27 protein-coding genes, 1 tRNA gene and 1 other annotated feature are annotated in these 24,495 nt (G+C 52.6%); of the genes, 12 read left to right on the forward strand and 16 right to left on the reverse strand.

Features of this window, described 5'->3' with window-relative positions; translation table 11 throughout:
- Positions 1 to 34: 34 nt before the first annotated feature.
- Together RC54_RS18470 and RC54_RS18475 are read right to left on the reverse strand one after the other, a co-directional pair.
- Positions 35 to 895 carry a tyrosine-type recombinase/integrase gene (locus RC54_RS18470; protein ID WP_244216376.1) on the reverse strand — a complete coding sequence of 287 codons (861 nt, stop codon included), beginning with the start codon at positions 893 to 895 and terminating at the stop codon, positions 35 to 37.
- A gap of 82 nt (positions 896 to 977) precedes the next feature.
- Positions 978 to 1,841, reverse strand: a complete 864-nt coding sequence (locus RC54_RS18475; protein WP_123020469.1) for a rolling circle replication-associated protein — start codon at positions 1,839 to 1,841, stop codon at positions 978 to 980.
- 611 nt (positions 1,842 to 2,452) lie between these two features.
- On the opposite strand from RC54_RS18475, the gene RC54_RS18480 reads away from it, so the two are divergent.
- On the forward strand, positions 2,453 to 2,752 hold the full coding sequence (locus RC54_RS18480) for a hypothetical protein (protein WP_061790624.1): 300 nt from the start codon (positions 2,453 to 2,455) through the stop codon (positions 2,750 to 2,752).
- A gap of 163 nt (positions 2,753 to 2,915) precedes the next feature.
- Positions 2,916 to 3,350, forward strand: a complete 435-nt coding sequence (locus RC54_RS25380; RefSeq protein ID WP_156481356.1) for a hypothetical protein — start codon at positions 2,916 to 2,918, stop codon at positions 3,348 to 3,350.
- A gap of 54 nt (positions 3,351 to 3,404) precedes the next feature.
- Here RC54_RS25380 and RC54_RS18490 read toward each other — a convergent pair whose 3' ends face one another.
- The 7 genes from RC54_RS18490 to RC54_RS18515 all read right to left on the reverse strand — a co-directional run bounded on the left by RC54_RS18490 (position 3,405) and on the right by RC54_RS18515 (position 8,823).
- A complete protein-coding gene (locus RC54_RS18490) occupies positions 3,405 to 4,712 on the reverse strand; it encodes a type II secretion system protein GspD (protein ID WP_244216377.1) in 1,308 nt (435 codons plus the stop codon).
- Positions 4,709 to 5,776, reverse strand: a complete 1,068-nt coding sequence (locus tag RC54_RS18495) for a zonular occludens toxin domain-containing protein (RefSeq protein WP_061790621.1) — start codon at positions 5,774 to 5,776, stop codon at positions 4,709 to 4,711. The genes RC54_RS18490 and RC54_RS18495 overlap by 4 nt, the downstream gene beginning before the upstream one ends.
- Positions 5,777 to 5,778: 2 nt before the next feature.
- A complete protein-coding gene (locus RC54_RS18500; protein ID WP_017453338.1) occupies positions 5,779 to 6,066 on the reverse strand; it encodes a DUF2523 family protein in 288 nt (95 codons plus the stop codon).
- A gap of 12 nt (positions 6,067 to 6,078) precedes the next feature.
- Positions 6,079 to 7,539, reverse strand: coding sequence for a hypothetical protein (locus RC54_RS25385; RefSeq protein WP_156481355.1), 1,461 nt, complete (start codon positions 7,537 to 7,539; stop codon positions 6,079 to 6,081).
- A gap of 165 nt (positions 7,540 to 7,704) precedes the next feature.
- A complete protein-coding gene (locus RC54_RS18505; RefSeq protein ID WP_061790620.1) occupies positions 7,705 to 7,941 on the reverse strand; it encodes a hypothetical protein in 237 nt (78 codons plus the stop codon).
- A 385-nt stretch (positions 7,942 to 8,326) separates the two neighbouring features.
- A complete protein-coding gene (locus RC54_RS25390) occupies positions 8,327 to 8,497 on the reverse strand; it encodes a hypothetical protein (protein WP_156481354.1) in 171 nt (56 codons plus the stop codon).
- Between the two features lie 2 nt (positions 8,498 to 8,499).
- The gene (locus RC54_RS18515; protein WP_061790619.1) at positions 8,500 to 8,823 is read right to left on the reverse strand and encodes a hypothetical protein; all 324 of its coding nucleotides are present in this window, start codon (positions 8,821 to 8,823) and stop codon (positions 8,500 to 8,502) included.
- A gap of 157 nt (positions 8,824 to 8,980) precedes the next feature.
- On the opposite strand from RC54_RS18515, the gene RC54_RS18520 reads away from it, so the two are divergent.
- The 3 genes from RC54_RS18520 (at position 8,981) to RC54_RS18530 (ending at position 9,915) form a co-directional block, all read left to right on the forward strand.
- Positions 8,981 to 9,478: a DUF2726 domain-containing protein gene (locus tag RC54_RS18520; protein ID WP_244216378.1), complete on the forward strand. Its 498-nt coding sequence runs from the start codon at positions 8,981 to 8,983 to the stop codon at positions 9,476 to 9,478.
- 151 nt (positions 9,479 to 9,629) lie between these two features.
- The gene (locus RC54_RS26000) at positions 9,630 to 9,884 is read left to right on the forward strand and encodes a helix-turn-helix domain-containing protein (RefSeq protein ID WP_425269545.1); all 255 of its coding nucleotides are present in this window, start codon (positions 9,630 to 9,632) and stop codon (positions 9,882 to 9,884) included.
- Positions 9,840 to 9,915 (forward strand) — tRNA-Thr (locus tag RC54_RS18530). The genes RC54_RS26000 and RC54_RS18530 overlap by 45 nt, the downstream gene beginning before the upstream one ends.
- Positions 9,916 to 10,039: 124 nt before the next feature.
- On the opposite strand, the gene RC54_RS25395 is transcribed toward RC54_RS18530, so the two are convergent.
- On the reverse strand, positions 10,040 to 10,570 hold the full coding sequence (locus tag RC54_RS25395; protein WP_156481353.1) for a hypothetical protein: 531 nt from the start codon (positions 10,568 to 10,570) through the stop codon (positions 10,040 to 10,042).
- A 216-nt stretch (positions 10,571 to 10,786) separates the two neighbouring features.
- Between RC54_RS25395 and RC54_RS18545 the strand changes: the two genes are divergently transcribed.
- Together RC54_RS18545 and RC54_RS18550 are read left to right on the forward strand one after the other, a co-directional pair.
- Positions 10,787 to 11,314: a hypothetical protein gene (locus RC54_RS18545; RefSeq protein WP_156481352.1), complete on the forward strand. Its 528-nt coding sequence runs from the start codon at positions 10,787 to 10,789 to the stop codon at positions 11,312 to 11,314.
- Between the two features lie 432 nt (positions 11,315 to 11,746).
- Positions 11,747 to 12,043, forward strand: coding sequence for a transposase (locus tag RC54_RS18550; protein WP_373281462.1), 297 nt, complete (start codon positions 11,747 to 11,749; stop codon positions 12,041 to 12,043).
- Positions 12,044 to 12,318: 275 nt separating this feature from the next.
- Here the strand turns inward: RC54_RS18550 and RC54_RS18555 are convergent, their stop codons facing one another.
- The 4 genes from RC54_RS18555 to RC54_RS18570 form a co-directional block, all read right to left on the reverse strand.
- Entirely contained in the window at positions 12,319 to 12,705 is a 387-nt protein-coding gene (locus tag RC54_RS18555) for a hypothetical protein (protein WP_244216379.1), read from the reverse strand.
- Positions 12,671 to 13,006 (reverse strand): cysteine peptidase family C39 domain-containing protein, encoded by a 336-nt coding sequence (locus tag RC54_RS26005; protein WP_425269546.1) that lies wholly within the window; start codon positions 13,004 to 13,006, stop codon positions 12,671 to 12,673. Before RC54_RS26005 ends, RC54_RS18555 begins: the two co-directional genes overlap by 35 nt.
- Positions 12,909 to 14,140 (reverse strand): IS3 family transposase gene (locus RC54_RS18565; protein ID WP_373281464.1). Its coding sequence is split into 2 segments (ribosomal slippage): positions 12,909 to 13,858 and positions 13,858 to 14,140, totalling 1,233 coding nucleotides; the frame shifts between segments, so codons are not numbered across the junction. Before RC54_RS18565 ends, RC54_RS26005 begins: the two co-directional genes overlap by 98 nt.
- Positions 13,743 to 13,859, reverse strand: a sequence feature (AL1L pseudoknot). It overlaps the preceding gene by 117 nt.
- Before the next feature lie 57 nt (positions 14,141 to 14,197).
- A complete protein-coding gene (locus tag RC54_RS18570) occupies positions 14,198 to 16,123 on the reverse strand; it encodes a leucine-rich repeat domain-containing protein (protein WP_082686082.1) in 1,926 nt (641 codons plus the stop codon).
- Between the two features lie 378 nt (positions 16,124 to 16,501).
- On the opposite strand from RC54_RS18570, the gene RC54_RS18575 reads away from it, so the two are divergent.
- Positions 16,502 to 17,224: a hypothetical protein gene (locus tag RC54_RS18575; RefSeq protein ID WP_156425864.1), complete on the forward strand. Its 723-nt coding sequence runs from the start codon at positions 16,502 to 16,504 to the stop codon at positions 17,222 to 17,224.
- A 612-nt stretch (positions 17,225 to 17,836) separates the two neighbouring features.
- Positions 17,837 to 18,733: a hypothetical protein gene (locus RC54_RS25400; protein ID WP_156481329.1), complete on the forward strand. Its 897-nt coding sequence runs from the start codon at positions 17,837 to 17,839 to the stop codon at positions 18,731 to 18,733.
- A gap of 98 nt (positions 18,734 to 18,831) precedes the next feature.
- On the opposite strand, the gene RC54_RS18590 is transcribed toward RC54_RS25400, so the two are convergent.
- A complete protein-coding gene (locus RC54_RS18590) occupies positions 18,832 to 20,100 on the reverse strand; it encodes an OmpP1/FadL family transporter (protein WP_058896420.1) in 1,269 nt (422 codons plus the stop codon).
- A 390-nt stretch (positions 20,101 to 20,490) separates the two neighbouring features.
- On the opposite strand from RC54_RS18590, the gene RC54_RS25405 reads away from it, so the two are divergent.
- From RC54_RS25405 to RC54_RS18600, 3 genes are all read left to right on the forward strand, one after another.
- Complete coding sequence (locus tag RC54_RS25405) at positions 20,491 to 20,658, forward strand: hypothetical protein (RefSeq protein ID WP_164471225.1); 168 nt, start codon at positions 20,491 to 20,493, stop codon at positions 20,656 to 20,658.
- 125 nt (positions 20,659 to 20,783) lie between these two features.
- A complete protein-coding gene (locus RC54_RS18595; protein WP_058896421.1) occupies positions 20,784 to 22,532 on the forward strand; it encodes a methyl-accepting chemotaxis protein in 1,749 nt (582 codons plus the stop codon).
- Between the two features lie 322 nt (positions 22,533 to 22,854).
- Positions 22,855 to 23,103 (forward strand): hypothetical protein, encoded by a 249-nt coding sequence (locus RC54_RS18600; protein ID WP_017452230.1) that lies wholly within the window; start codon positions 22,855 to 22,857, stop codon positions 23,101 to 23,103.
- A gap of 41 nt (positions 23,104 to 23,144) precedes the next feature.
- On the opposite strand, the gene RC54_RS18605 is transcribed toward RC54_RS18600, so the two are convergent.
- Positions 23,145 to 24,494: a glycoside hydrolase family 28 protein gene (locus RC54_RS18605; RefSeq protein ID WP_244216380.1), complete on the reverse strand. Its 1,350-nt coding sequence runs from the start codon at positions 24,492 to 24,494 to the stop codon at positions 23,145 to 23,147.
- Between the last annotated feature and the right edge of the window lies 1 nt (position 24,495).

Raw genomic sequence — 24,495 nt, forward strand, 5'->3', positions numbered from 1 at the left:
ACCTCTCGCAACACATCAATGAACGGAACGAAGACTAAGAAACGATATTTTTTGCAGCTGGCCGTACTACGGATGGCAGACTGGCTGCATATTCGGCCAAGTTCGAAGGAGCAAAGTGTGCATACCGTCGCACCATTTCCGCCGATTCCCAGCCACCGAGCTCTTGCAATGCCAACAGAGGAGTTCCACTTTGGACATGCCAACTCGCCCAAGTATGTCTGAGATCGTGCCACCGAAAATCGTATATCCCGGCACGGTCGAGCGCCTTATACCAGGCAGCAGTACTAGCTTGAATAATTCTTCTACCTTTGTAAGTAAATACAAAAACTGGATGCGCTCCCATTCGTGCTAGGAGTATTCTCATCGCATCATCATTTAACGGTACAACCTGTGAAGCCCCGTTTTTCATATCCTCACCATCAAAACAAGCTATTTGGCGCTTGATGTCAATCTGATCCCATCGCAAACCAGTGACATTAGAACGACGTAAGCCAGTTGCTAAAGAAAAGGCCGCCATCGCTGCCAAATGGGGCGGTAGCTCGCTCAACAAGCGCTCAGCCTGCTTGAGCGAGAGAAAACGCACACGACGAACAGGTTCGCAAAGCAATCTAACGCGCGGAGCAGATGGCATCCATTCCCAGTCACTCACCGCCATCCGCAACACGGCCCGCAAAAGTGCGAGCATCCGATTGACGGTTGCATTGGAAGCTCCACTAGCAATTTTCTTCATGCGAAGCGAATCCACAAAAGAACGATCTATCTGGCGTAATGGCACGCCGCTGAGAAATCCATTTAGCCACCGAATATTTGACCGATCAGACCTCAAAGAACGCTTACTCGCTTTATCTGTTAGCCACCTATCAACCGCATCGTCCCAAGTTTTATCGGTCTCCACTCGCCCTCCTCCCATTACCATATTAAAAAATACTAACCGGCATCAACGTGTGGAAATCCTCAACATTACTCAAAAATAAACCTTATCTTTGGCTAGCAGAGAACCAATAAAATGAGTTGAGTCGGTCATGATATTGCGTGAAGTCATCGAAACCGCACATAGAAAACTCCTGTGCCACGAGCACAACAATATCGAAAGTGTCAGTGTTGGCGCTGAAGTAAATTTTGTATTGACTTGGTTTTGGAATCCCGCGTGACGTCCAATAGCTCTTCTTGTTGAATCGAGCCTCTTCCAGATTTTTCGAGACGTACTTGCTGATATAGCTGGCGATCCGATGCGCAGAATTACGGCCACGCGGCCTAGTGAAATCAACATTACCATTGTCATTTCCAACCACACGCCGCCACATTGAGCGAATCAAATTCCAGCTACGCACGCGCACACCATGTTCATTCTGGAGCCAAGCAGGAAATTGCTGGCAAGCGATATGAACATGTAAGGCCCCACGTTTTTGCACTTCCAATGTAGCAACGTAATGAAAGTCGCCAACAGTCCGGAGACGTTGCCGGAAGGCTTTGAAATCCGCCTCCACGCGCGCGTAATCAGTCACGCATTCTCGATAGGTCAACGTCAGCAAACAATCTGCCTGCAGCATCTTGGCAAGTCTGCGTACCTTTGTCTTCGCCCGCCGTGCGGCCACCATCCGAGCTTTCTCATGGTCGCCTTCACCGCGCTTCGTCGGCTCCTCGCATTCCGTTGAATATTCAAAAATTTGTCCGTCGCTAAAGGTCTCGCGGTTCTCATCGAGAAACACCTCGATACCGTTCGGGAATTCTGTCACTGTCAGCGTTTTCCAACGCTGTACATCTGTCCCAGCAAAATATGAACCTAGTGATGCCTTCAGATTGGCGTTAGCCGCAACCTTATCTATACTCGCAGTAAGCACAATTTTTCCTTGGTAGCGTTGTGTGAGCCCGGCAGCGTTGGCGCGCTGATCCGGGTATATTTACGTCCATCAAAAACCACTTTTCCAACTCGCCGAAAAGGCTGTTCTTTCTCTGTTTTCCTTAAGTGTTCTAGGTACAAGTCTAGGCGCTCGCTTCGCTCGCGCCGTCCTCGCAAGCTGCGGGCGGCGCGATCTTGCTACGCTTCTTTTCCGTTACGCGTAACGGAAATTCCCCACCTTCATCGAGCGCCGCAGCGCCTTGCATCAACCGCATAAAACCTGACTTGTGAGTGCTTCGCACTCATGGGCAGTTGAGGCCGTTTCTCCGATCAACCCGCCACCGTTTTCCAGAGTTCTCCGCCTTTTCGATGAACGATAGCCGGCGCGTCTTTTGCCGCAAGGGGGCATTCATAAAAGCGCCAGCGGCCGCGCTTTTACAAACCTTCCCCCTTGCGGCAAAAGCCTCATGCGCCGTCTATTCGATCATCGGGCGAAGAACTCAGGAAAACGGCGGCAGGCGGTGGAGTCGAAACGACCGAAACCGCCGGTCTTACGGAGGGCTCCGAATCTAGGAACCCGGTCAGCTTTAACACCACCTCGAAGGCGCGATCATGGAACAACCAGAACTGCCCCTGCTGCATTTCCCGTATCAACCGTACTTCGCCCATTTCAAGCGCACGCGTAAGGCGCTGGCCCCTTCCAACTTTGTTCCGCCATGGAAGCAACTGCGTCTGACGCTGTATGTCCGCAATCTGATGCGCAAGGGTGCTGCGTTCATCTGGACACGCCCGGATGGACGTCAATTCTTCTGCAAGACCATGCGCCAGCTGGTGGCGCGGATCATGGACTACGATGGCTATATCCTGCATACAATTTTCAAGAAATATGGAATACGAATGATTAAAACCTAAGGCATATTTCAATTTCTTTTGCGTCGATCCCCCCTTTCATTCACGGAACTATCGAACCATTGCCTGTTACCTACCTTATAGGTTGCGGCAGTGAGCAAGGCCTGCCGTTTCGCAAGACGGGCATTCAGATCAAAGTTGCCCATATCTACTAATGAGAGAAAAAATGGATCGCATTTATCCAAAACCCCCCTTCGAGTTTTACGATAGCAGTGACAGTGACAACGAAAGTAAAAACACTCAGTCTCCTTCGCGCGGTGAGTCGAGCAGCAGCAATTGGCAGCCAAGCACCCGTATCCCTGACAGCAATCGTCGAGTCCGCTTCGACGTCCCAACAGAGCCAACTCTTCAGCGGAGTACTGGTAGCAGACAAGAAGTGATGGAGATTTACAGCCTGGAGCAGGAGTTAAATAAGGCAAAACGACACATCAATGAGGCTGCAGCTGATCTAGTAAAAATGGGGCAAAGCTACTCCTCAATGGTGAAGGAATACGTCGGCAAAGGTGAAATTCCACCGGCGCTTATTAAGAAGTACAAGCTCGACGAATTGGACGTCCCTGAAGTGATCAAACGCTACAAAGACACCCTTGCAGATCGGTAAGAGCTAATCGAACCTAAAAACGGTTCCGGTAGAGCGCCCATAAAGCTGGGCGCTCTACAGTTTTGTAACCTGTAAGACAAGAAGTATTTCCGTCTTTCCGGTCTGTCCCGTGTTGGATCTCATCCAATCAGGCAGGAAAGAGAAGCCAATGCGGCCGGAGCTTTCCCGGTTCTCCGCAAGACCACCGATGATGACGACATCACCGTCAGCGACCGATAAGGACGTACTGACTTCGCGCTTGGTCAGCGTGGGGGAATTGTTGACGCCGGTTTGCGTGACGATGAAATTTGATAGCTGCTGACCGACTGTTAAATCCACTACTGACTCCCGCACAATCGGTTTCAGATCGAAGATAACGCCCGAACTCCGATACTCCACCGACTGCACCGGAGCGCTGCCATTGCCCGGATAGCTGATTGCACCCAGCACAGGCACATCCTGACCAACAGCAAAGCGACCAGCGGCACCAGACCGCACACGCAGTGATGGCGCGGAAATCGTCTTGAAGCGGCTATCACTGGAAAGCGCTGCAAATACGGCGTCAATGGACGCATTCTTGATCCGCACGAACCCGTCAAGCGTGGATGGCGTAGAGAGACCGGCAGAGACAGTGCCGCCGAGCAGATGCAGCGCGAGAGAAAACGCTGATCCCTCTGCCCCATTGGACGCAACCTCAAACACCTGGCCGCGTACCATTACCTCGCCTTGCCGCGTATCCAGCTGTGCAAGCAGCGAGGACAGCTTCCTGATATCGGTTTCCGTCCCGTTGAATACCAGCGCGTCCGGATCTGTATCGAGCAGAGAGGCGGCAGACCCTGCAGGAGCAGGCGCTTTCGATTGCCCGGTGGCTGCATCTGCCGTGATTGCTTGCGGCGCACCGTGAACAGAGCGCGTGGAAGTGAATTCGCCTTTCGGGAAAAGTCCCCGCAACAGCTCTACCAGATACGTCACATCCCGATACTTCGGTCGATAGACGAACGGCTCTTTATCTGGCTCCACTTCTTTCACAATCCCGACGATATCAACGCCATTCACTGTGCGCACTGATAAACCGAGCAGGCCCATGAACCGCGAGACTTCAGAGCTAGCAGAAACGCCCGTGCCGAATCGGAAAGAGACGAGCCGCTCATCGGCCACCACCTCGGGCTGTATCAGGTAGGGCGTTTTGAGGATCTGCGTATACATCGCTTCGACCGCTTCCGCCACGCGTACCCGAGAGAACTCCATTGCGCTATCGGACTGTGGAGGCGCGCCAGCGGGAAGCGGCATAGACAAAGGCATGATCGGCAGCAGAGGCCCATTTGGGGCAGCGACCGCGAGCGCGCTATACGCCATCAGTAACGCAGTAAGTACGCGCTTCATTTCTTCCCCTCGATATGAACTGGATGAACGACTGCGCCGGAATAGCGCGTCACTTTGGCACCATCAATTTCCCCAATGGTCTGCGGCCCCATCTGGACGAACATCGAGGGAGATTCATAGCGCAAACGGCCAGCCTCATCCGCGATGACCACATAGCTTGTCGTGCCGAATCGCGCCGTCCCTACAATCCGCCACGCGTCGGAGAATGCGGGCTTCGCTGGCTGTGCAGCAGCTTGCTTTCCGTTGTTAGCGTTCGTGTCTTGCTTCCCTGCCTGAGTCGATTCGGTGACCGGCTTCGGGTGAAAAAAGCGATTGATGCTGTACAGCCCAACCACCAAGGCCACCAGCAGAACCCCCGCTGTCATCCAAATCTTTTTACGCGCCAGCATGTTTTGGCGCTTATCGACATTGACGATTTTCCCGTCCGCGCCGCCCTTGAAGGAGGAATACAGCGGAAAAATATCTTTGCGGTACTTGCGCAGTTCAACGCTGATCCTTGCTGCCTTGCTCTGCTTATTCCCCTCGAAGATCGAGACGCTGTAATGCGTTGGCATGCCTAGCGATATCTTCTTGTGGGTGCGAATGTGGAACGCCACCACGTTCTTTGCGAAGCGATTCAACGTGGACATGTCCTGAATCATCAGTACCAAATCGCAGGCCACTCCCGTTTGCTCATTAGTGAAATGGCGATGCTCTAGGAAGAAGCTTTTATGCTCTTGCAAGAGATTCGCACCAGTGGCAGGCCAGAATCGCCACGCCTCATCGATGCACACCAAATCCCCAGGCTGAACGATGGTATCGGTATGCGCGCCTTTCTTGTCGTCGTAATAGGGAAAGAAGTTGGCGAGCGCGACATCGCCATTTGTCACATGGACCACCTCGCCTAATTGCTCAGGAACTGGCTTGTATGTCTTTCCAATGTAGGCCCGGATCTTCTCTCCATCGATCCCGTCCACATTAGTGACGACGCGCCGTCCTTTGGCGATGGCAGGGACAATGACCTCTGCCACCACCTCATAGCTTTTTCCGGAACCCATCAGGCCGGTATAGACATTGATGCCCATGATTAGCCAATCAGCGGAATACGGCGGATCGTGAAGCGCGTCACGTAGGCCGAGAGCAAAAGCGGTATCCCGGCCTTGATATTGAATAGGTTGAGGAAATACCAGACTGCATTAGGAATGCCGCCGAAGGCATTCGTGAGCTGATCGCCAGTCGGAAGGAATTGCACGATGACGGCCATAAATTCAGTCGTCACAAAGAACAGTGCGAAGAAGACGACGAACTTAACAATAATCGACCGCAGGACGAATGCAAGGACCGCATTGAGCGCCGATAGAACGATGCCAAACATGCCTTATTCCCCTTATGAGCGAAGGACAATGAACAGCGCTAGGAGCGCATAGACCACGGCCATTGCCGCATAGAGAGACGACCTCGATTGCTCCAGGAGCGGGCAATGATCCTTGAACGCGATGTCCTTTCCGAAGACCGGAACAGTCCAAGTTGGGCATTGCACATCCACACCAGGGACAACGAAGGATTTTAGTGTCGGAAAAATATTGCGCGTGGGGGCAATAATTTGCGTGGCGGTCGGAATGGGTTCCAATGAGGGCGCACCAATACCGGGATCAGGGCCAAGATTTTCCAGTGGCTGAGTGCTGGGATTGCTGCCTGTATTCGGTGCCGAACTGGACGGATCAACCGAGGATTGTGGAGCGCTGGAAGTAGGTAACCCAAAGGGCGACGAACTAGCAGGCGAACTAGAAACCGGGCCGCTGCTCGGAATCGGATTGGTCACATTGCCGGTGCCGGGATCTACCGGAGTGGCCTGCTGTGGCGTCGCAAAGTCCCCTACTGTCGGCCAGTAATCGGGGTGCGAAGATTGCCAGTTGGAGACATCCCCGGTTGTGATCGGATTGGAGGCGTCATAAGGCAAGCCATCATAACCGGACGAACCTGCCGCGCTTCGCCATGCTGCATTGGCGATATCGGCAATGGGTTGCGTTGGCAAAGGCGCTGCCAGATCTGAGGAAGACAGTGATTTCGCCGCGTCAGCAGCGCTCATCGAAGGGGCAGCAGCTAACTCTTTGAAATTGGAGGCCGGACAGACACCATTCGAGGCAGTGAGCTTGATGCCAGGACAGAGCGTTTTATTGTTGGACGATTTTTGAGGCGCGCCCAACGAGCCATTGTCTTCCGTATAGGAGCCGCCCGTATCAGAAACAACGGTGCGTATCAGGTGGCAGAAACCGTCTGAGTTCAAGACAGCGCGTTGCGTACCATGTCCACCGGAAATCGTGAAGTCAGTATACGAAGCGCCTAAACAAGCGGTGGCCGGAGAAGTGGCAACCGCATTGGAAAAGATATAAACGGTATCCGGAGGTGCGAGGCCCGCAGGCGTATTGATCGAGCTAGGATTATCCCCAACTTGCACACTTCCGTTTTTACCGTAGTACCACTTTGCCCCGAGATAGCCGATAGCCCAACCAACGGCGCCAGCCACTGCAAGCGCTCCGATGACAATAGCGCCGACCGTTCCCCAAGCTACCAGCGTGCTAGAGGCGGCAGCAGCTCCACCGGCAGCAGCTTGGGCTTGTGCTTGCGCCTGCGTTGCTTTAACCATAGCATCCGTCAGCGGATAAGAAGAACGTACTAAGGTTTCGGTCAAACGAGGATCAGAAGCCGCAATACCGTTCGACACTGCTTTAGCCTGAATCACACCGGCCAGCGCATTCTGTACTTTCGAGACCGGTACGTTAGCGCTATGCGCGTCCAGCCAAACGGTCCACAGCGCTACGACCAAGAGGAAATGAGCGCGCTTCATTTTGAAACCTCAAGGCCGACGACCACCGCCCACGCGCACACCATGCCCCACGCGAATGCGATCAGATACCACCAGTTCGAGTAATTCACGCCTTCCCCCTTTTCGTATGGACAAAAAAAAGGACGATGCAGCGCTACATCGTCCCTGATTACAGCTTGGCGAACCTTAGGCCGACTTCAGGAACGCCATCACCAGCTTGGCCGCTTTCACGGTCACATGCACCACGGCCAGAACCGCACCGATGGCCAGAACGCCGGTCACGATGTCACCGGACGAGACAGCACCGGTGATCGAACTCAGATCCACCGTGGTGCCAGCAGCATGAGCAGGCACCGCAGCAACGGCGGCCACACCAGCAGCGGCGACGGCTGCACCCTTCTTGAACTTGGAAAGCACTTGCATGGTTTTACCCCTATAAAACGCCGGAACCGTCCGGCAGCGCTTGCCCAACATAGGCAAATCTTTAGCAGAAGGCGCGGAAGATCAACACGAAGTCCAGCACCCACAGAGCGGCGACGCCTGCCGCCAATAGTCCAGTCATTGCACCTGTTGACATCACCCCTCCCGAATCATTTGAAGTACTGCGCCAATGCAACGCCCAATCAGAAAACACGCCATCACCAAGGAGAAACCGGCAGTCCAAACACCAGCCACTGACGATGCATCCGGGGTGTCCAGCGTTGTTTCCAGCAACCCGACCTGTAGCGCCGATGTACCACCGTCGCATGAGAGCTTGCCGTCTACTGACACGGTAGGAGCGGCATCTTGCGAGCAGTACAGGACGTACTTAGGCATCGGATTTATCGTTACGCGTAACGGAAATTAGGAAATCGAACTTGCGCCGCTGGCGAAACTCGCGCTGACGCTGTGCATTGGTTTTAGGTGCGAGCTTCGGCGGGCGGCCACGGCGGGGACTACCAAACAGATCCGCCGTGAATTTATCCGCCGCCTGTTTCATGGTCAGGCTGGTACAGCGGCAGACGCAGCGGGCTTGGCTTGCGGACGTGCAACGCCACCACCGTGCGGATGAAGAGCGGTAATGCGAGGAACAACGAGCCGCTCAAAACTCACATCCAGTTGGAATTCTGCGAGGTACTTGCCGGGAATCGTGTCCTTCAGCGAATCAGGCAACAGCAGCTCGCCAACCTTCGCGCCGTTGTCGCCGCCAGTGACGACGCATTGAGCCCGGTACATCTTCCAGGGGTTGCCAGTCTTGCGGCTGACGCCGGAGGATTCTTGGACAGACACGATTTCAATCAGGTGCTTGTTATCAATTGCGGACATGATCACTCCTTAAGGTAGGTAAAAGCCAAAGTGGCCGAAGCGGACCCTTCACGGGTAATTACTACAAGAACTAGTTACTCAAGAATGCTCACGAAAAACGAACGCCCAAAAAAATACGGAGTTACGATGAGCATCACGAAAAATTAACGGGGGAAATATGCAAACGATGCTGTTTTTACTATTGGCGATCGTGGTTGCAATAGGCCTAGCGACACTCAAAAGAAAGGCGAGATCGAGGGCGCGCCTTAGTACAAGTGCACTAGTAACGAAACGAAATGCACTAACTAATCGTGAACAGGTGATGTATTTCCGGCTCAATGAAGTGCTGCACGGGCATATCGTTTTCGCACAAGTAGCTTTTTCAGCGCTGCTCAAAACTCGTAACCGACCAGATAGGAATCGGTTTGATAGAAAGGTGGCCGACTTCGTAGTGATGAACAGATCATTCGAAGTGCTGGCGGTGATTGAGCTAGACGACTCAAGCCACAAAGGGAGAGAAAACCAAGACGCTGAACGGCAAGCGCTTCTGACAAGCGCCGGATATCGAGTAATCAGATACAACAACATCCCGGACATCGAAGTCTTGAAGAGGGACTTCCAGATCGGCCAGAACCAAATCACAGAAACAGTTGCCACGAATAAAACGCCGAACTGATTCGCCACTGAGATCCCCTTCGATTTGTGGTATTGTTGATCCAAACAGAGTAACCCCAAAAAGAGTTAATCCATTCGAATTAACTCTAAGTTACTTCACTTGGATTAATTGCGCAAGGGGAAAATCGATGAGCTACGCAGAAATTTTGAAGATGGCGCTGGACGGCAAGTCGGTGAATTCGCTCGCTAAGCAGTGGGGAATCCCCCAACCGACCCTAGATAAGTACGCTCGGGGCGAGCGTTTGCCTAGTTTTAAGGCAGCGAAGGCCATTGCTGAGGCGGCTGGGGTTTCAGCCGAACAAATGTTGGAATCTCTTGCACTAGAAGAAGAAACAAGAAAAGGTTATAATCGCGCTCCTTCAGCTGATGTAGCTCAGTTGGTAGAGCAACTGATTCGTAATCAGTAGGTCGACGGTTCGATTCCGCCCATCAGCACCAGTACAGAAGCGGCTTGCAGCGATGCAGGCCGCTTTTTTTTGCTCCGCAATTCTCGGCTTGCTCCGCAATTTTTTGCGTTTCGCAATCTACCGCCAGATCTGCTCGCATTTTTCACGGTCGAATATTAACCGTTACCATACTTCAGCATATCGACAAAAATACGCGGCAGAGGCTTCATTCTGCCGGCAACCTTTTCCGGCTCTTCATATCCCTTATGCTTCAGTGGCGTTATCTCGCCTAGATATGCATCAGCTGCTTCGGCAAGTTTGTTTGTTGCATTAATGTAAATTTCCTCATCGTTTTCTATGCGATCAACTACCGCAAGCAAAAAGTCGCTTACTGCCACATAGGTCATTAGGCCGACCAATTCTGGCTCGGTCTTTTTTTCTCGCTCCTCGTCTGTAGCAGCATCAAATTTTTTCTGTCTTTCAATCAGCACCGCATTAAGCGACTCATGCGCAGTCAGCAAATTAGAATAAGTGCGATTTAGAAACTCTAGATGCTGATAAGCAGTCTTCCCTGCGGGAATAGATAGAAGAAAATGAAGTGACGAAAGATCGACACCACCTTTTTGTAAAAAGGTATCGCAAACTTGATTTGCGCGCCAAGGCTCGAGTTCTTGGCGTAGTCGAAGGAGCGAGCGATACAGATACACCCGCGCCCGCTCCTAAAGGCCGAGCGAACATCACCATTCACGGCGGAGTCGGGCAACAAATTCACGGCGAGACCTTTAAAAAGGTCGTGGGACCTCAAATGGTCAAAGCCCCGTCTAAGAAGAAATAGATTTCCAATTTCTCATGAATTAGAGCAGTACCTTTGCGATGCAAGCGGAAGGCTGCATTACAGATTGTTTTTCGGAAGTAGGGTAGGAATGGTAGGAAAAATAAATATTCGGGGGAATGTTTCTCAGCTCATCAATGGGGATGTGCATAGTGTCAGCGGACGCACGACCACTGGGACTCGGAATTCGAGTGAAGTAAAAGAAGCAGAAAATCCCAAAAGGATCACTGAATTCCAGCGGAAAAGAATCAACGTATTGGTGAAAGAATGGTCCGCCATTTCCGGTGAAAAGGAAGTCGAAATCTATAAGATTTTTATGAACGACTTTGGAATTCGATATTTCCGCGAGCTCCCGATTGAGCATTATTCGACCGTGAAAGAAACACTAGAGGAATGGATTTCGGCAGGCGTGACCAAACCGGGGCCGGGTGCGGTCCCAGAGGTGGCGAAAGCAGTACACACTGAAAGACCGCAACATCAGCTTAGATGTCCCGCCTGCGTTGAAAAGGATGCATCGTTCGCACGAGCTCAAAGGGAGATATTGGCGCTGCGAACTTTAGCTTTTACGCTCTCGATCTTATGCGGATGGCTGCTCTACAAAATGCCAGCTCAAATGTAGTTTTGACTGAGCTGTGACACTAGCACTTCCTTTGTACTGTCGACGGCCAGTACGAGGTGGCGGCGCGCTCTTCCAGAAGTTCATCGATAGCACGCTGCTGGCGCCCACGCTCGAATGCTTCGAGCGCCAGGCCGCCAATGCCCCGATCCTTCGCCCTGGTGATTACAGCTTTTGGCATTTTTCCTTTCTCGACTTGGCCGGCTTTCACTAGAACTCATTTCATAAATAGGGTCTGTTAACTTTTTATCGTGCGTGTTAACTTCTTCGTATGGCAAGAAGAGAAGAACTAACAGACGAACAATGGGCGATTCTGGAGCCGCTGATTCCAGAAACACCTAGACGTGATGATGGGCGTGGACGCCCGGAATTGCACAGCAACCGCGCCGTCATGAACGGGATTCTCTGGGTGCTACCCTCGATGAGATTGTCACCGTGGGACGACCCGAACGAATTATTGGGGATCGCGCCTACGATAGTGATCCGCTCGATCAAAGACTTGCTGCCAAAGGCATTGAACTGATCGCACCACACAAGAGCAATCGAAAAAGAGCGGTCACTCAAGACGGCCGGGCGCTGCGCCGATACCGGCGCCGATGGAAGATCGAACGACTGTTTGCCTGGCTTAATGCCTTCAAGCGTGTACTTACCCGATGGGAGCGTTGCGCCGATCATTACACAGGCTTCGTTCATCTCGCTTTCTCCGTCATCCTCATGCGGCGCTATTTATGAAATGGGTTCTATTTGGCCGGGATACACGTTCTATGAATTGATTGCGACATCACAGAGTCGATGCTTTCCTCCTTTCGTCTTGAGAGTTCTCGTTCTTGTTATTCCTAACCACTCGTCCATGACAAGTAAGGTGATCCCAAGCACGTCCATGGGCAAAGTCGATGCAACTACGAGCTATTTCTTGATAAGCGTCGTCAACAGAATTGAATGTTTTCATTGCGTAAATTTAAACTCTTCGATTTGATTTCCAATTTTCGCAGTGAACAGATGCCGATTCAAGTTGAGGGGATGACGCGGAACTCTTCTTCGCTGACATACAGAGTAAGCTCTACAATATTTATAAGAGCCAACGGGAAATCGATGTTGCTTGACTGCATAAGAGTTCCAGTGATAACTGCGTCATTAAAATAACTATAAACGCTACCTCCGTAAGGCGGAACAGTCGAAAACAATAGCTCTTTCAATCCCCTAAAATCAACCATGATGGCACAGCTTTTATCGCGAAAATTCTCCTTCGACTGAACAAGATAACCGGTGTCACCTTCGAGAACAAAAATACCTTGGACGGTTAATTTCGTTCCTGTTGCTACGTTTTTATCTGACAGAATTTCCGAAATTTTCATATGGTCACCTGATTTTATTTGTAAAAATAACATATCCATTGAACTGTTTTTTGAACACCTCGCTTGGAACAAAAAATTGCGTTCCGTCAGCCGGGTCACGAATGGCAACAACTGACTTTCCTTCCCGAACCGTTACTCCATCGACGACTACAAAATGTCCCTGCTCCCCCCTATAAGCCGCGACGCCGCAACAGTTAACAGATTGAACCGCCCCGACTTTCGCGGAGGCTATTTGGTTTAAGTTATGCCGACACTGCAGTATTGCTGGCGAACCGGCTGTAGTAGTTTGCCTCAGCTTCTGCCGGAGGGATATAGCCGATGGATTCCAGCAGTCGATGATGGTTGAACCAAGCCACCCATTCGAGCGTGGCCAGTTCGACGGATTCCCTGGTTTTCCAAGGGGCACGGCGATGAATTAATTCAGCTTTGTACAGGCCATTGATGGTTTCGGCCAAGGCGTTATCGTAACTGTCGCCACGGCTTCCGACCGATGGCGCAATGCCCGCCTCGGCCAGGCGTTCACTGTAGCGAATCCCGACGTATTGCGATCCCCTGTCGGAATGATGGATCAAGCCGCCGTTGCCTTCGGGCTGGCGAGCATAGAGCGCCTGCTCCAGCGCATCTAGCACGAAGTCCGTCGTCATACTGTTGCTGACACGCCAGCCAACGATGCGACGGGCAAACACGTCGATGACGAAGGCCACATACAGCCAGCCTTGCCAGGTCGATACGTAGGTAAAGTCGGACACCCAAAGCTGGTTGGGACGATCAGCCTTGAACTGACGATTGACCCGGTCCAACGGGCAGGCTGCCTTGGGATCAGAACGCGTGGTGCGAAGTTGCTTACCACGCCGGGCTCCCTGAAGCCCTTGCTTTCGCATCAACCGCTCTACCGTACAACGTGCGATAGATACGCCCTCGCGATTCAGCTGTCGCCACACCTTGTCAGCACCGTACACACGCATGTTGGCGTGCCACACCCGGCTGATTTCAACTCGCAGTACCGCATCACGCTTGCTACGAGCACAGCACAATTGAGGATTGCGCTGCCTCGCTGCATAACGCCGATATGCTGACGGGGCAACCTGCAATACCTTGCAGATCGGCTCGACCCCGTGGATATCCCGATAGCGATCGATATAGGTATTTACGACTTCAGTTTGCGGTCGAGCTCCGCCTGCGCGAAAAAAGCGCTCGCGGTCTTGAGAATCTCGTTAGCACGGCGCAATTCCTTGACCTCGCGCTCCAGTGCCTTGATACGCTCACGCTCGGCCGTGCTGACGCCATCCCGCTCGCCGCTATCGACCTCGGCGCGTTTGACCCAGTCCAGCAGCGTCTGAGGCGTACAGCCGATCATCGGCGCAATCGATTGGACCGCAGACCACGTGGAGGAATGCTCATCCCGCTGCTCACGCACCAAGCGCACCGCACGCTCTCGTACCTCAGGGGAAAACTTGCTTGATTTCTTGTTCATGGCTCTATTCTCTCAAGAGTTAGAGCCTCCTCAAAATCCGGGGCGGTTCAGATACCTTTACTCTAGGTAGATCTGCGGTGGGTTTATACGCCTTCGTACGACTTCCAGGGCTGCAAATCCTTCGGCATTTATCTCTTGATTTTCACTAAGATCTAAGTGCATCAGTTTAGAGTGCATTACGCCGTTGGCGAGTTGTATTGCGCCCAGGTTACTGATTTCGTTGCCTAGAAGGCTAAGGTTAGTCAATTGGGAGGCTGTGATTGCTCCGGCCAGGGCCGTAGCGCCGTCATCGCGCACGAAATTCTCGCTTAAATCAAGGTTGGTTAATCTGGAGAGAGGCAGTCGTGCTGCCAGGGCGGTTATCCCCGCTGACGATATTCTGTTTGCCGCCAATGAAAGCCTCAGTAAGCTGGAGTTCTCTAATATGGATGTTAGCGCTACTAGACCGTTGTTCCCAATTCCATTGGCGTCAAGAGTAAGGTCAGTCAGCTTCGAATTTTTTAACGAGCCGCCTATGATTTCTGCCCCCGCGTCTCCTATCATATTTCTCGCTAGGCTTAATTGGCATAAAGCGGAATTCGGGATTTTTTCCGTAAGCACTCTTAGTCCGTTAGTAGTTAAAGCTGCGCCATCTAGATGAAGTCTCTCTACTTTGGAGGATGACAGTGCTTCCGCGAAGGCACTGACGCAATCATTTGTCAGGCGCACTTCGTCCAATGCCAGCCATTTCAGCTTCGAAAACGGGAGTGCATCTGCAAGGCCAAGTACACTTGCTCTGCCTAGATGGCATCGGCTCAACTGGATGGATGTCAACATGCTTTCCGGCAAGGCATTGACTATCGTTAGCACCCCTTCATCCGACAGCGGATTGGTGCCAAGTTTCAAATCTGTCAGTGCGCTTTCCTTAAATCTTTCAGCCAATAGTGTTCCACCTAATTTATTAATCCCCGTATTGTTGAGATCTAGCTTCTTAATGCCAGAACCTGGTATGGCATTCGTCAGCGCTATTGCAGCGTCCATATCTATTTGGTTACCACCGATGTTCAACTGCGTGAGGGCGGATCTGTTCATCATGAGGAAGATGGCCCTGCATCCATTCCCATCGATATGGTTGCTGCTGATATTAAGTGAGGATAGATCGGATTGCGGTAGTGTTGCGGCGATCGCTATTGCACCTGAAGAGCCAATATGGTTACCTTCTAAATTAAGCGATTCAAGACGAGAATTTGCTAATTTTCTTGCCAGCGCCTGGGCACCTTCCTGACCCAAAAAATTGTCTGACGCTGACAGTTCTCTCAACCTCCCCATCAGGCGATCGGCGATTAAGAGGGCAATTTCTTGTCCTATGTGATTTTCGTCAAGGTTCAACTTCGTGATGCGTTCTTGAGGTAGATTCAAAATGAATGCCTTCAGACGTTCATTTCCGAGTCCATTTAGCGCTAGATCTAAGTCAATGCTCATCGAATCTGATCCATAGCGATCAAGCACGTTAAGTGTCATTGCAATTCCCCTTAGAGGGAGTCTTGCGGTATTCATGTATGACTTGGCGTCAATGTGAACTTTTTTTAGATGAGCTAATTGCGCAGGACGGGAAAGCTCCTCTAGCGTAATTTGTTGTTCTAACGGGGAAAGCCAACTAAAAGGCACTTCGATAAAGCAGTGTCCATTTAGGATGGCTACCAATTCCTGACGAAAGCGTGTGCTGCCGATGATGTTATGCATCGCCGTCCTGCTAACAGCCATGCCAACATCCTCGTAATGATTGATTGTCTGCTTCACGATATTTCGCATCGCGGGACTTACCAGCTTGAGTCGTGCGAATTCCCGCGCCGACAATCTGGCGCATTCTTCCGGTGTTGCGGAAGGATTGGTGCGCAAGATATCTCCACGAATTGCGGTTTGTATCTGGCCGACGATTTGGCTTTGCGCATCCTCCGGTAAATTGGGAAGGGATGGTTGGTTTGGAGGTGGAATGGGCCTCATGATGTATTCGTCAATGTCTTAATTCCGGTAGGTGGTGTTGAGGCGCAGATTAGTGCCCGCACGCTAGTGAACCTCGGTACAGCTTTTAGTCGGTCAGCGGTACACCACTTTTATCCTTACAAGAATCAGAGGGATGGGAATCGGTAGAGATGGAGCGCCGCTACGCTCATTTTTCGACAACGAATCTCTCGGCCTTTGCCTCCAATCTTCCGCCCCTTATGCAGCCTGAACTGAACTGCGCCCCTCAGGATTTTTAATTCATATCGGAACTAAGGAAAAGGAATTTCCACACAAAGCAAGTGCAGTCTATTTCGCTTTCTCCCTTACCGGAGGCGATGTAATACCGAGGATTGAACTCTTTCTTTCAGGAATAGATATATGGGAAACTTATGTGCTGGCGGTGTGAGTTCACACGCGCAGAGCCGGTATGACTATGAAGTTCCACCTACGCCTGAGCAGCAGCCAAGTGCGGCAGCGACGCCTGCCCACTCTCCTTTGCATCAGGTGCATGAGCATAGACCGCTTGGAACCCCGACCAGAACGCCAGTAAATGCAGTTGAATTGCGGATGCTTGAGAGCATTCGCCGTATGACGCGCGAGGTTGATAACTTAATTCGTGTGACTTACGGTATTGACTCGTTGGCCTCTCAATATCAGGCGGCCTTGCGTGTACGGGAGCAGATTAGCCGTCGTCTTAACGGGGACATACGGGCTGGTGGAGCGGACGATTTCACACGGCGTATTGAACGAATCAATCGGCAAATTGTTAGGGCCTACGCGCTCAATCCAGACGCACATCGATACTCCGTTGTTGAACTGCGGGGGAGCGCTGCTAACGTCTCAAGGGAAGTTCTTGAAGTCGCGGCTAACCGCCTGGGGGGCTTTGAAACTATGGTCTCCTACGCGGATGTCAACTCACGGGATAAGCTGAATGTGATGGCGCATCTTCAAGATATTCAAAATAACCAGTTGGTATCGCCGCTGGTTATTGACGCGGCACGTCGCTCTAATAATGATGCGGCGACATTAGTGGATAACTTGCTTGCCTTGGTTCAGAAAGACCCTCCGGTTCTATCTCAGCACTCGCGAGTAATCAGCTAGTTACCTAGAGAATTTTTTCTTCGTAATAACATATTGCGTCAGACGATTGCGCACAGCGGCTAACTTAATCTTTTAGTGAAGTCGTCGTAAAAAGAAAAAGCCCGCTAGCGCGGGCTGCTTTCTATTCGCATCCAGACTAATGCAGCTTTCTGATACGGGCCTCGTACGAATCACTTCCCTACAGATGGGGGAGACTTCCATTAAGAAGCCTTTTTTCTAGCGCTTTCGTCCTTGCCACCTGCGGCGCTATTTATGAAATGAATTCCAGTAGAATTTCTCGTCATAGTGGAACTTGGGATGTGCACCCATCACCTATCAGGCGAATAGCTACTTTTTTGCTGAGGAATAGATATGGGAAATTTATGTTCTAGTGGCGTGAATACGCAGGCTCATATGCAGTATGACCATGAGGCTCCGCCTACACCTGTACAACATAGAGGAGTCGCCTCTACTGCAGCACAGTCTCCGTTGCGTCAGGCCCAAGGACGTACTCCTTTTTCAACTCCGAGCGCATCACCTTTACATGAGGGGCAGCGGAGTGCACCGTTTGCAACTCGTCCCAGGACTCCAGCAAACGCGATTGAATTGCGGATCCGGGAGCGCGTTGGTCGTATGGCGGAGGAAGTTGATGGTTTGATTTTGAGAACCTATGGTGTTCAGGGACTGGACGCGCAGTATCGCGCAGCCGTTCGGGTCCGGGATCAGATTACCCGTCGCGTTGAGGAAGGGGATGTTCTTGCGGGCGCGCCAGATGACTTCACGCAGCGCATAAGTCGCATCAATCGACAGGTCAATTTGCACTATGCGCAGCGCCCCGATGCGCCTGTCGCTCCTGCTCCTACGCAACAGGAGGGCCGCGTTAATGCTCCAGCAGGAGTTCGTACGCGGGCTTCCGGCAGCCATATATCCGCTGAAACCCTACGTCGTATGGAGGTGGAGTTGGATGGTTTGATCAATATCAGTCAACGTTTTGAGCAGCTTGACCGGGAGTATAGGTCTGCCACTCGCCTCCGCGATCAGATTAGGCAACGCCTTGCTGGGGTTGGCGACCAGAGAAGTGTCTCTGATCTTGTGCGAGCCATCGCCCGCGTCAATCTAAGGGTGTCTAGGTATTACACGCAAAATCCCGATGTGCTTGCCATTCGTCCTAGCACGTCGCGAGACAATCTCGTCAACGTACCAAGGCAAGCATTTTCGCGGACTTTCAACAGGCGCTCCGACCTGCCACCACCCGGTGTCGTCGATATCCCGCTTGACATTCTTATTGAGGCATCCAATCGACTTTTGGGCGTCGAAAGCATGGAGGATGGAATTAATATGAGTGGACGAGAAAATCTTAATATTCTCGCGCATCTTCAAGATATCAATTCCCGGCGGACCGTATCGGGGGAGGTGGTCGATGCTGCGCAACGGGCCCATCATGATCCGGCTGTATTGGTGAATAATTTGCTTTCCTTGGTGCGGGAAAATCCCCCGGTTTTGTCTTGGTATTCGCGCAACATTGAGTAATTTTTCAACCAATGCGTTGCGACCTCTTTGCGGGAGCCGGATATCGAGCCAACTTCGGATATTGTTGCGTAGTACCGCGACGTCAGAAGCACATGACGTCAGAATTTCCACGTATAAGCAACGCCGAGAATATCTTCCTCGAGATGCACATTGGCATTGCCTCCACCAAAGCCTGGCGGAATCGATGCGGCACCATTGATGGTTTTCTTGAAGGCATGGGTATAGGCAAGACTGACTTCGCCACCTCCAGCCAGTTTATAAGTACCGCCCACACTGACGTGATCTTGTACCACGCCGGGCGCAAGGATATTGAACAAGGTCTGGCTGGAGGAAATCGGTTGGCTCGCATGGTTATAACCAGCGCGTAAGGTCAGGTTCGGCGTGATCTCGTAGACTGTACCGATTTTATAGACGGTAACGTCCTGCCATCCAAATCCTGGCCCCGTAGATGAACCAAGTCTTGCGGAGGCGAAGTTGGCGATGGGCGCCGCCACGGAGCTCACACCGCTGTACACGATCTTGTTGACATCAGCAGCGAGGGTGAGTGCCGCAGTAAGTTTGTAGGCTAAGCCGATACCATAGTTTTCCGGGATATCGAAACTCCCGCCATCGGAAAACAAACCTTTGTATTTGTCGAACTTGCTGGCCTTGATTTTCGAGGACCAGGTCACGCCAACGCTCAGGTCGGGAGTGATTTTCCCTATATAACCTAAATGCAGCCCCCATCCTGTGGAGGTATCAGTGCCACGGTCGGTGACGTTTCCAGGGCTGTTAGAGAACAAGGCATTATCGAAGTTGGTCAATCCCTTGGCCTCGAAACGCTGATACGCAAAATTCACGGCCAGCCCGAACGCATGGGATTCATTGACTTTCCAGGCCACATTGGGAGCGATGAACAACTGCTCAAGATTGACCCCTGCCTCACCTGAACCGAACAAGGGCACACCGTTCCTGTAAGTCGTGTTCATGCCGCCGTTGCCATAGACAGCAATACCCGCAGCCAGTTGAGGATTGATCTGTTTGACCCAGCCGATCTCAGGCAGGAAAAAGTTCTTTTTGCCACTACCATCAAAACTGCCATTCACCGACCCTTGGTTACCCGTCACGTCCGCGCCACGTGTGGGTGAGAACCATGTCAGGCCAACGTCCAGGCGATCTCCGACAAATGCGGTGCCGGCAGGATTTGATGCAGCTGCAAGCCCATCCTGAGGCAGTGCAATGCCTACGCCACCAGCACCTTGCGACCTGACACCGTAGCCATGTTGAAAATAGCCGTCAGTCGCATGAGCGATGCCCCCGAACAACATCAAGAGCGAGAACAGCGGTAACTGGGGAAATCGGCGAAATTGGCGAATGTTGAGTTGCATCAAGAAACCTCTTCGTTGAGAACAGGCTTCCTAATTTATTGCATAGATTATCCATTGTTAAATTACAAATTCGCATGTCGATATTTGATGGAAGGATAGGATGTAGCCGCCCCTGACTTGCCCGCCACTTGCGAACCAAGTAAGTTACGCTATAAATATAATTTACTATCAACCTACAACATCTATTAGCATCTTGTGAGGGAGTATTCCAGAGGGAAAATATGCCAGTTCGCGTTTCATTGGACCCGATCGCCCCGATTGCCAGATACGATGAATACGTAACTGGGGTCGTCTTTTCCTAGATCAGCTTGGCACCAATTTTCACTTTCGTTTATTCCTTTTGAAGCTAGGCTGTCCAGAACGAAAACGCAATCCGGGGGGAAATGCGTCATGTATATCGTCTGCCTGATATTTGCAGCATTGGCGTTCATTGGCTGCATGTTTGTTACGCTCATGTTCTTCAAGAATAAAAAATACATAGAGCACGAAGCGCTTGAGACCGCACGCGAACTGTTTCGCGCCAAGGACCGAAATAACGATCACACCGCGGCAAGATGACGTGCCATTACCGGTCGCCAACTCATCCTCATGAGCTTTTCCTGGCTTTCGCAATCGGTCAGTGCCCATCAAGCGCCTTTACAGCAGAAGAATCGACTACAAGCGGTTCATTTCAGGGAGGAATCATGCGCTTCAATAACTTCAGTATCGCCACGCGTCTGGCTATTGCATTTTCTGTGCTCATTCTGGCAATCGCGACCATCGTCACACTGGGCTTGATACGCCTGGGGGATATCAACGAGGCCATCAACCTGGTCGTCAATGACCGCTACAAGAAGATCGCCCTGATCAACACCATTGCCGGGAAGATGGATGATGTGGCGATTTCCGTGCGCAACCAGTTGCTGACTTCCGACCCCGGGCAAGCGGCGCGGGAGCAGGCCAATACCAAGGAACTTGCGTCCCAAGTGGCGGCGCACTTTCAGGAACTGGAAACATTCCTTATTGATCCGGCTGCGCGCGCGCAATTTGCGAAGGTAATGACCGCGCGCGATCAATACACATCATTGCGCACGCAGATTGAAGAGCTCAATGCCAAAGGTCAGCGGGAGACTGCCGTGGAACTGTTGGTGGTAAAACTGACCTCGTTGCAGAAAGCCTACTTCGGCGAACTGGAAGCTTTTTCCAACATGCAGAAAAAGCTGATGGACCAGTCCGTGGAAGACGCAGAGGCCGCCTACAATACCACCCGCCTGATCATGCTGGGGTCCGGCTTACTGTCCACCCTGTTCGCCTCCCTGATTGCCTGGACCATCTCGCGCAGCATCACCCGTCCGTTAAGCCGCGCCGTGGAAGTGGCCGAGACGGTGGCTGCCGGTGACCTGACCGCCGTCATCACCGCCCACTCTACCGATGAGACCGGCCGCCTGCTGCAGGCGCTGGCGGCGATGAACCAGAAGCTCAAGGCCATCGTGCTGGAAGTCCGGCACAGCACGGACTCCATGGTCGCGGCCTCGACCCAGATCGCCACCGGCAACCTCGACCTGTCCTCGCGCACCGAAGAGCAGGCCAGCGCGCTGGAAGAAACCGCCTCTTCGTTGGAACAACTGACCTCCAGCGTCAAGCAGAATGCCGATCACACCCGCAAGTCCAGTGAGTTGGCCGGCACTGCCACGGCCGTGGCCAACCAGGGCGGAGAAGCGGTCAAGCAAGTGGTGCAGACCATGGGCGCCATCAACGATTCCTCGCGCAAGATCGTCGACATCATCTCGGTAATCGATGGCATCGCCTTCCAGACCAACATCCTGGCCTTGAATGCCGCCGTGGAAGCCGCCCGTGCCGGCGAGCAGGGACGCGGCTTTGCGGTGGTGGCCTCGGAAGTGCGCGCTTTGGCACAACGCTCGGCCACCGCCGCCAAGGAGATCAAGGAACTGATCAACGATTCGGTCAACCAGGTTTCTTCCGGCACTGAACTGGTGGCGCAAGCCGGTAATACCATGGACCAGGTGGTCAGCAGCATCGAGCAGGTCGGCCATATCGTCAGTGAGATATCATCTGCCACGCACGAGCAAAGTGAAGGTATCGAACAGGTCAACCAGGCCATCATGCAGATGGACAACACCACCCAGCAGAATGCCGCGCTGGTGGAAGAAGCCGCCGCCGCCGCACAAGCCCTGCAGGATCAGGCGCAGCGATTGCTGGAACTGGTCAGCGTGTTCCGCCTGGATGAGGCAGGCGGGCCCGAGTTGCGTACCATGCAGATGCCACAGGCAGCGTCCTTGAAATCCTCTGCAGTCACCAGCAAGGCATTGCCGTCCAAACAGCAAACTCAACCGCAGTCCGCACGTCCGGCCGCCATCGGCGCCAACCAGGCACCACGCGCCCTGCCCAACAGCATCAAGGACGACAAAAAAGAAGAGTGGGAATCCTTCTAGCTCCTTCGGCGTAGGACAATAGCCCGCGACCTGAACGCTATCCTTGTCGCCTTCGCGGGTATTGTCCACCCGGCTTGGAAGAGCAAGTTAATCTTGTATGGATCTTGTCTTCTGGACTTTCCCTACATGGCCTGGTTAGAATTCATACACAAGTGTTACAGGGACAGTGACACACCTTGACTATTTTCAGACTTGTAGCTGGTGCTGCATTGCTGGGCACCACGATTGGCAATGGGTTTGATGTGGTTGTATCCGATAGCGCTCAGGCAACTGAAGTGTTATCGGATTTTTTTGTCTCTCCCAGCAAACGGAAATACTCAAAATGATCGATTGGGTCCCTATCGTCTTCGTGACGTTCAAGCTGCTCGTGTTCATCACGGGTATGTTCTTCGCCATCAAGTGGCATTACGACCAAGGAAAGAAGGACAAGGGCAAGCAGATGATGGACACGCGCGCGGTGCTGCGCACCAGCGGCCTGGTGGCACTGGTCTTTCTGCTATTGCTCCTGGGCCTTTGGATCGTCACCGATATTGTCAGCAAGATGCTCGGTCTGGACATGACCTTCCCCTGATCGCACCGCAGGATGGCCAAGCTTGCGCTGGTCGAAAAAGTTTATAAGGCAGACGGAAACGCCAGCCAATTCAATCTGCAATCACTGACCGGGGCAATCGTGGCCGACGCCATAGATATCGCCGGAAGAGGATACGCGCCGCCCTTGAGCACGGAGAGGTTGGCATCGCTGACTTGCCATCGGGCGTCCGTATCAAAACGGACATCATCCAAAGCGATGTCCAGCAAGTGATTCGCGTCATACCCATGCACCACCAGGGCGCCACCACTTCCGCTGACGTCCTTCAAGAGAATTTCCCGATAGACTGGAATATTTTCTCCGCCAGCCTCATCGCCATAGCGGGTATCGAAGTCGATAGGACGCACATTGCCGCGCAGACAGATATTGTCGTAGCGTATTTTTCTGACTTCGCCTCCGTGGCTGGAATTGCCTTTGATGCGCAAGCCCGAAACCGCACCGTCGATGGTGACATTACGCACCAGCACGTCGCTCACGCCGTCCACGGTTTCGCTGCCTATCGACAGCCCATGCCCCCAGTACAAGTGATCATTGAGGATAGAGAGGTAGCGGGTCGCACCGTTTCCGGCCTTGATCGCTATGTTGTCGTCTCCTGTACGGATGAAGCTGTGAGCGATGGTGACATCTTCGGCCGCCGACGGATCGATGCCATCGGTATTGCGCGCCTGCGCCGGAGCATCGATAGTCACGCCCCAGATCGTCACGCCCTGCACATGGTTCAGCGCCAGATGGAAGTTGGCCGAGTTGCGTAGGATGACTTTGTAGAACATCAGGTTGCTTGCATGGTCGACCTGTATCAAGCGCGGATTATTCTGCTTTCCCGATTCACGCTGGGCGCGGCGGGCAAGCTGCCACCAGGTTTCGTTCGTGCCTGCCATCAGCTCTCCGCCTTGACCGTCAATGACGCCCTCGCCCATGATGCCGGCGTCATGCGTACCATTGAAGAAGATAAAAGGACGACAGCCGTTGCCTTTGCGGTCGATGCTACCGCAGTGCCCGTTGCGGTCATAGGCCAGTGCATTGGTCGTCGCCGCCAGCACCGTCCCTTTGTCGAGCCAGAGGGTGACACCGGACTTCATGGTCAGAGGCGCGGTTTCAAAGCGCCCGCCCTGCCCGCCCACGATCAGATGCACCGCTTGGCCAGCGGGACATTGATCAATCGCCTGTTGCAGTCGTGCCGTCTCCTGTCCGAGGGAAGACGGAAACAAAGGAGAAAATGTCGCGCAGGCCTGGGTCGGTAATTGCGGCTCTGAAACCGCACGCCGGTCCTGAGCCTGGGCCCAGGAGAATACGGCGCAGATCATGTAAAGAAACAGCAAGCGGACAATATACCCAAGCATCTTCTTTGAAAAAATAAACTGCAATTTCGCCATC

The sequence above is a fragment of the Herbaspirillum rubrisubalbicans genome (assembly GCF_003719195.1).
Lineage (GTDB): Bacteria > Pseudomonadota > Gammaproteobacteria > Burkholderiales > Burkholderiaceae_D > Herbaspirillum > Herbaspirillum rubrisubalbicans.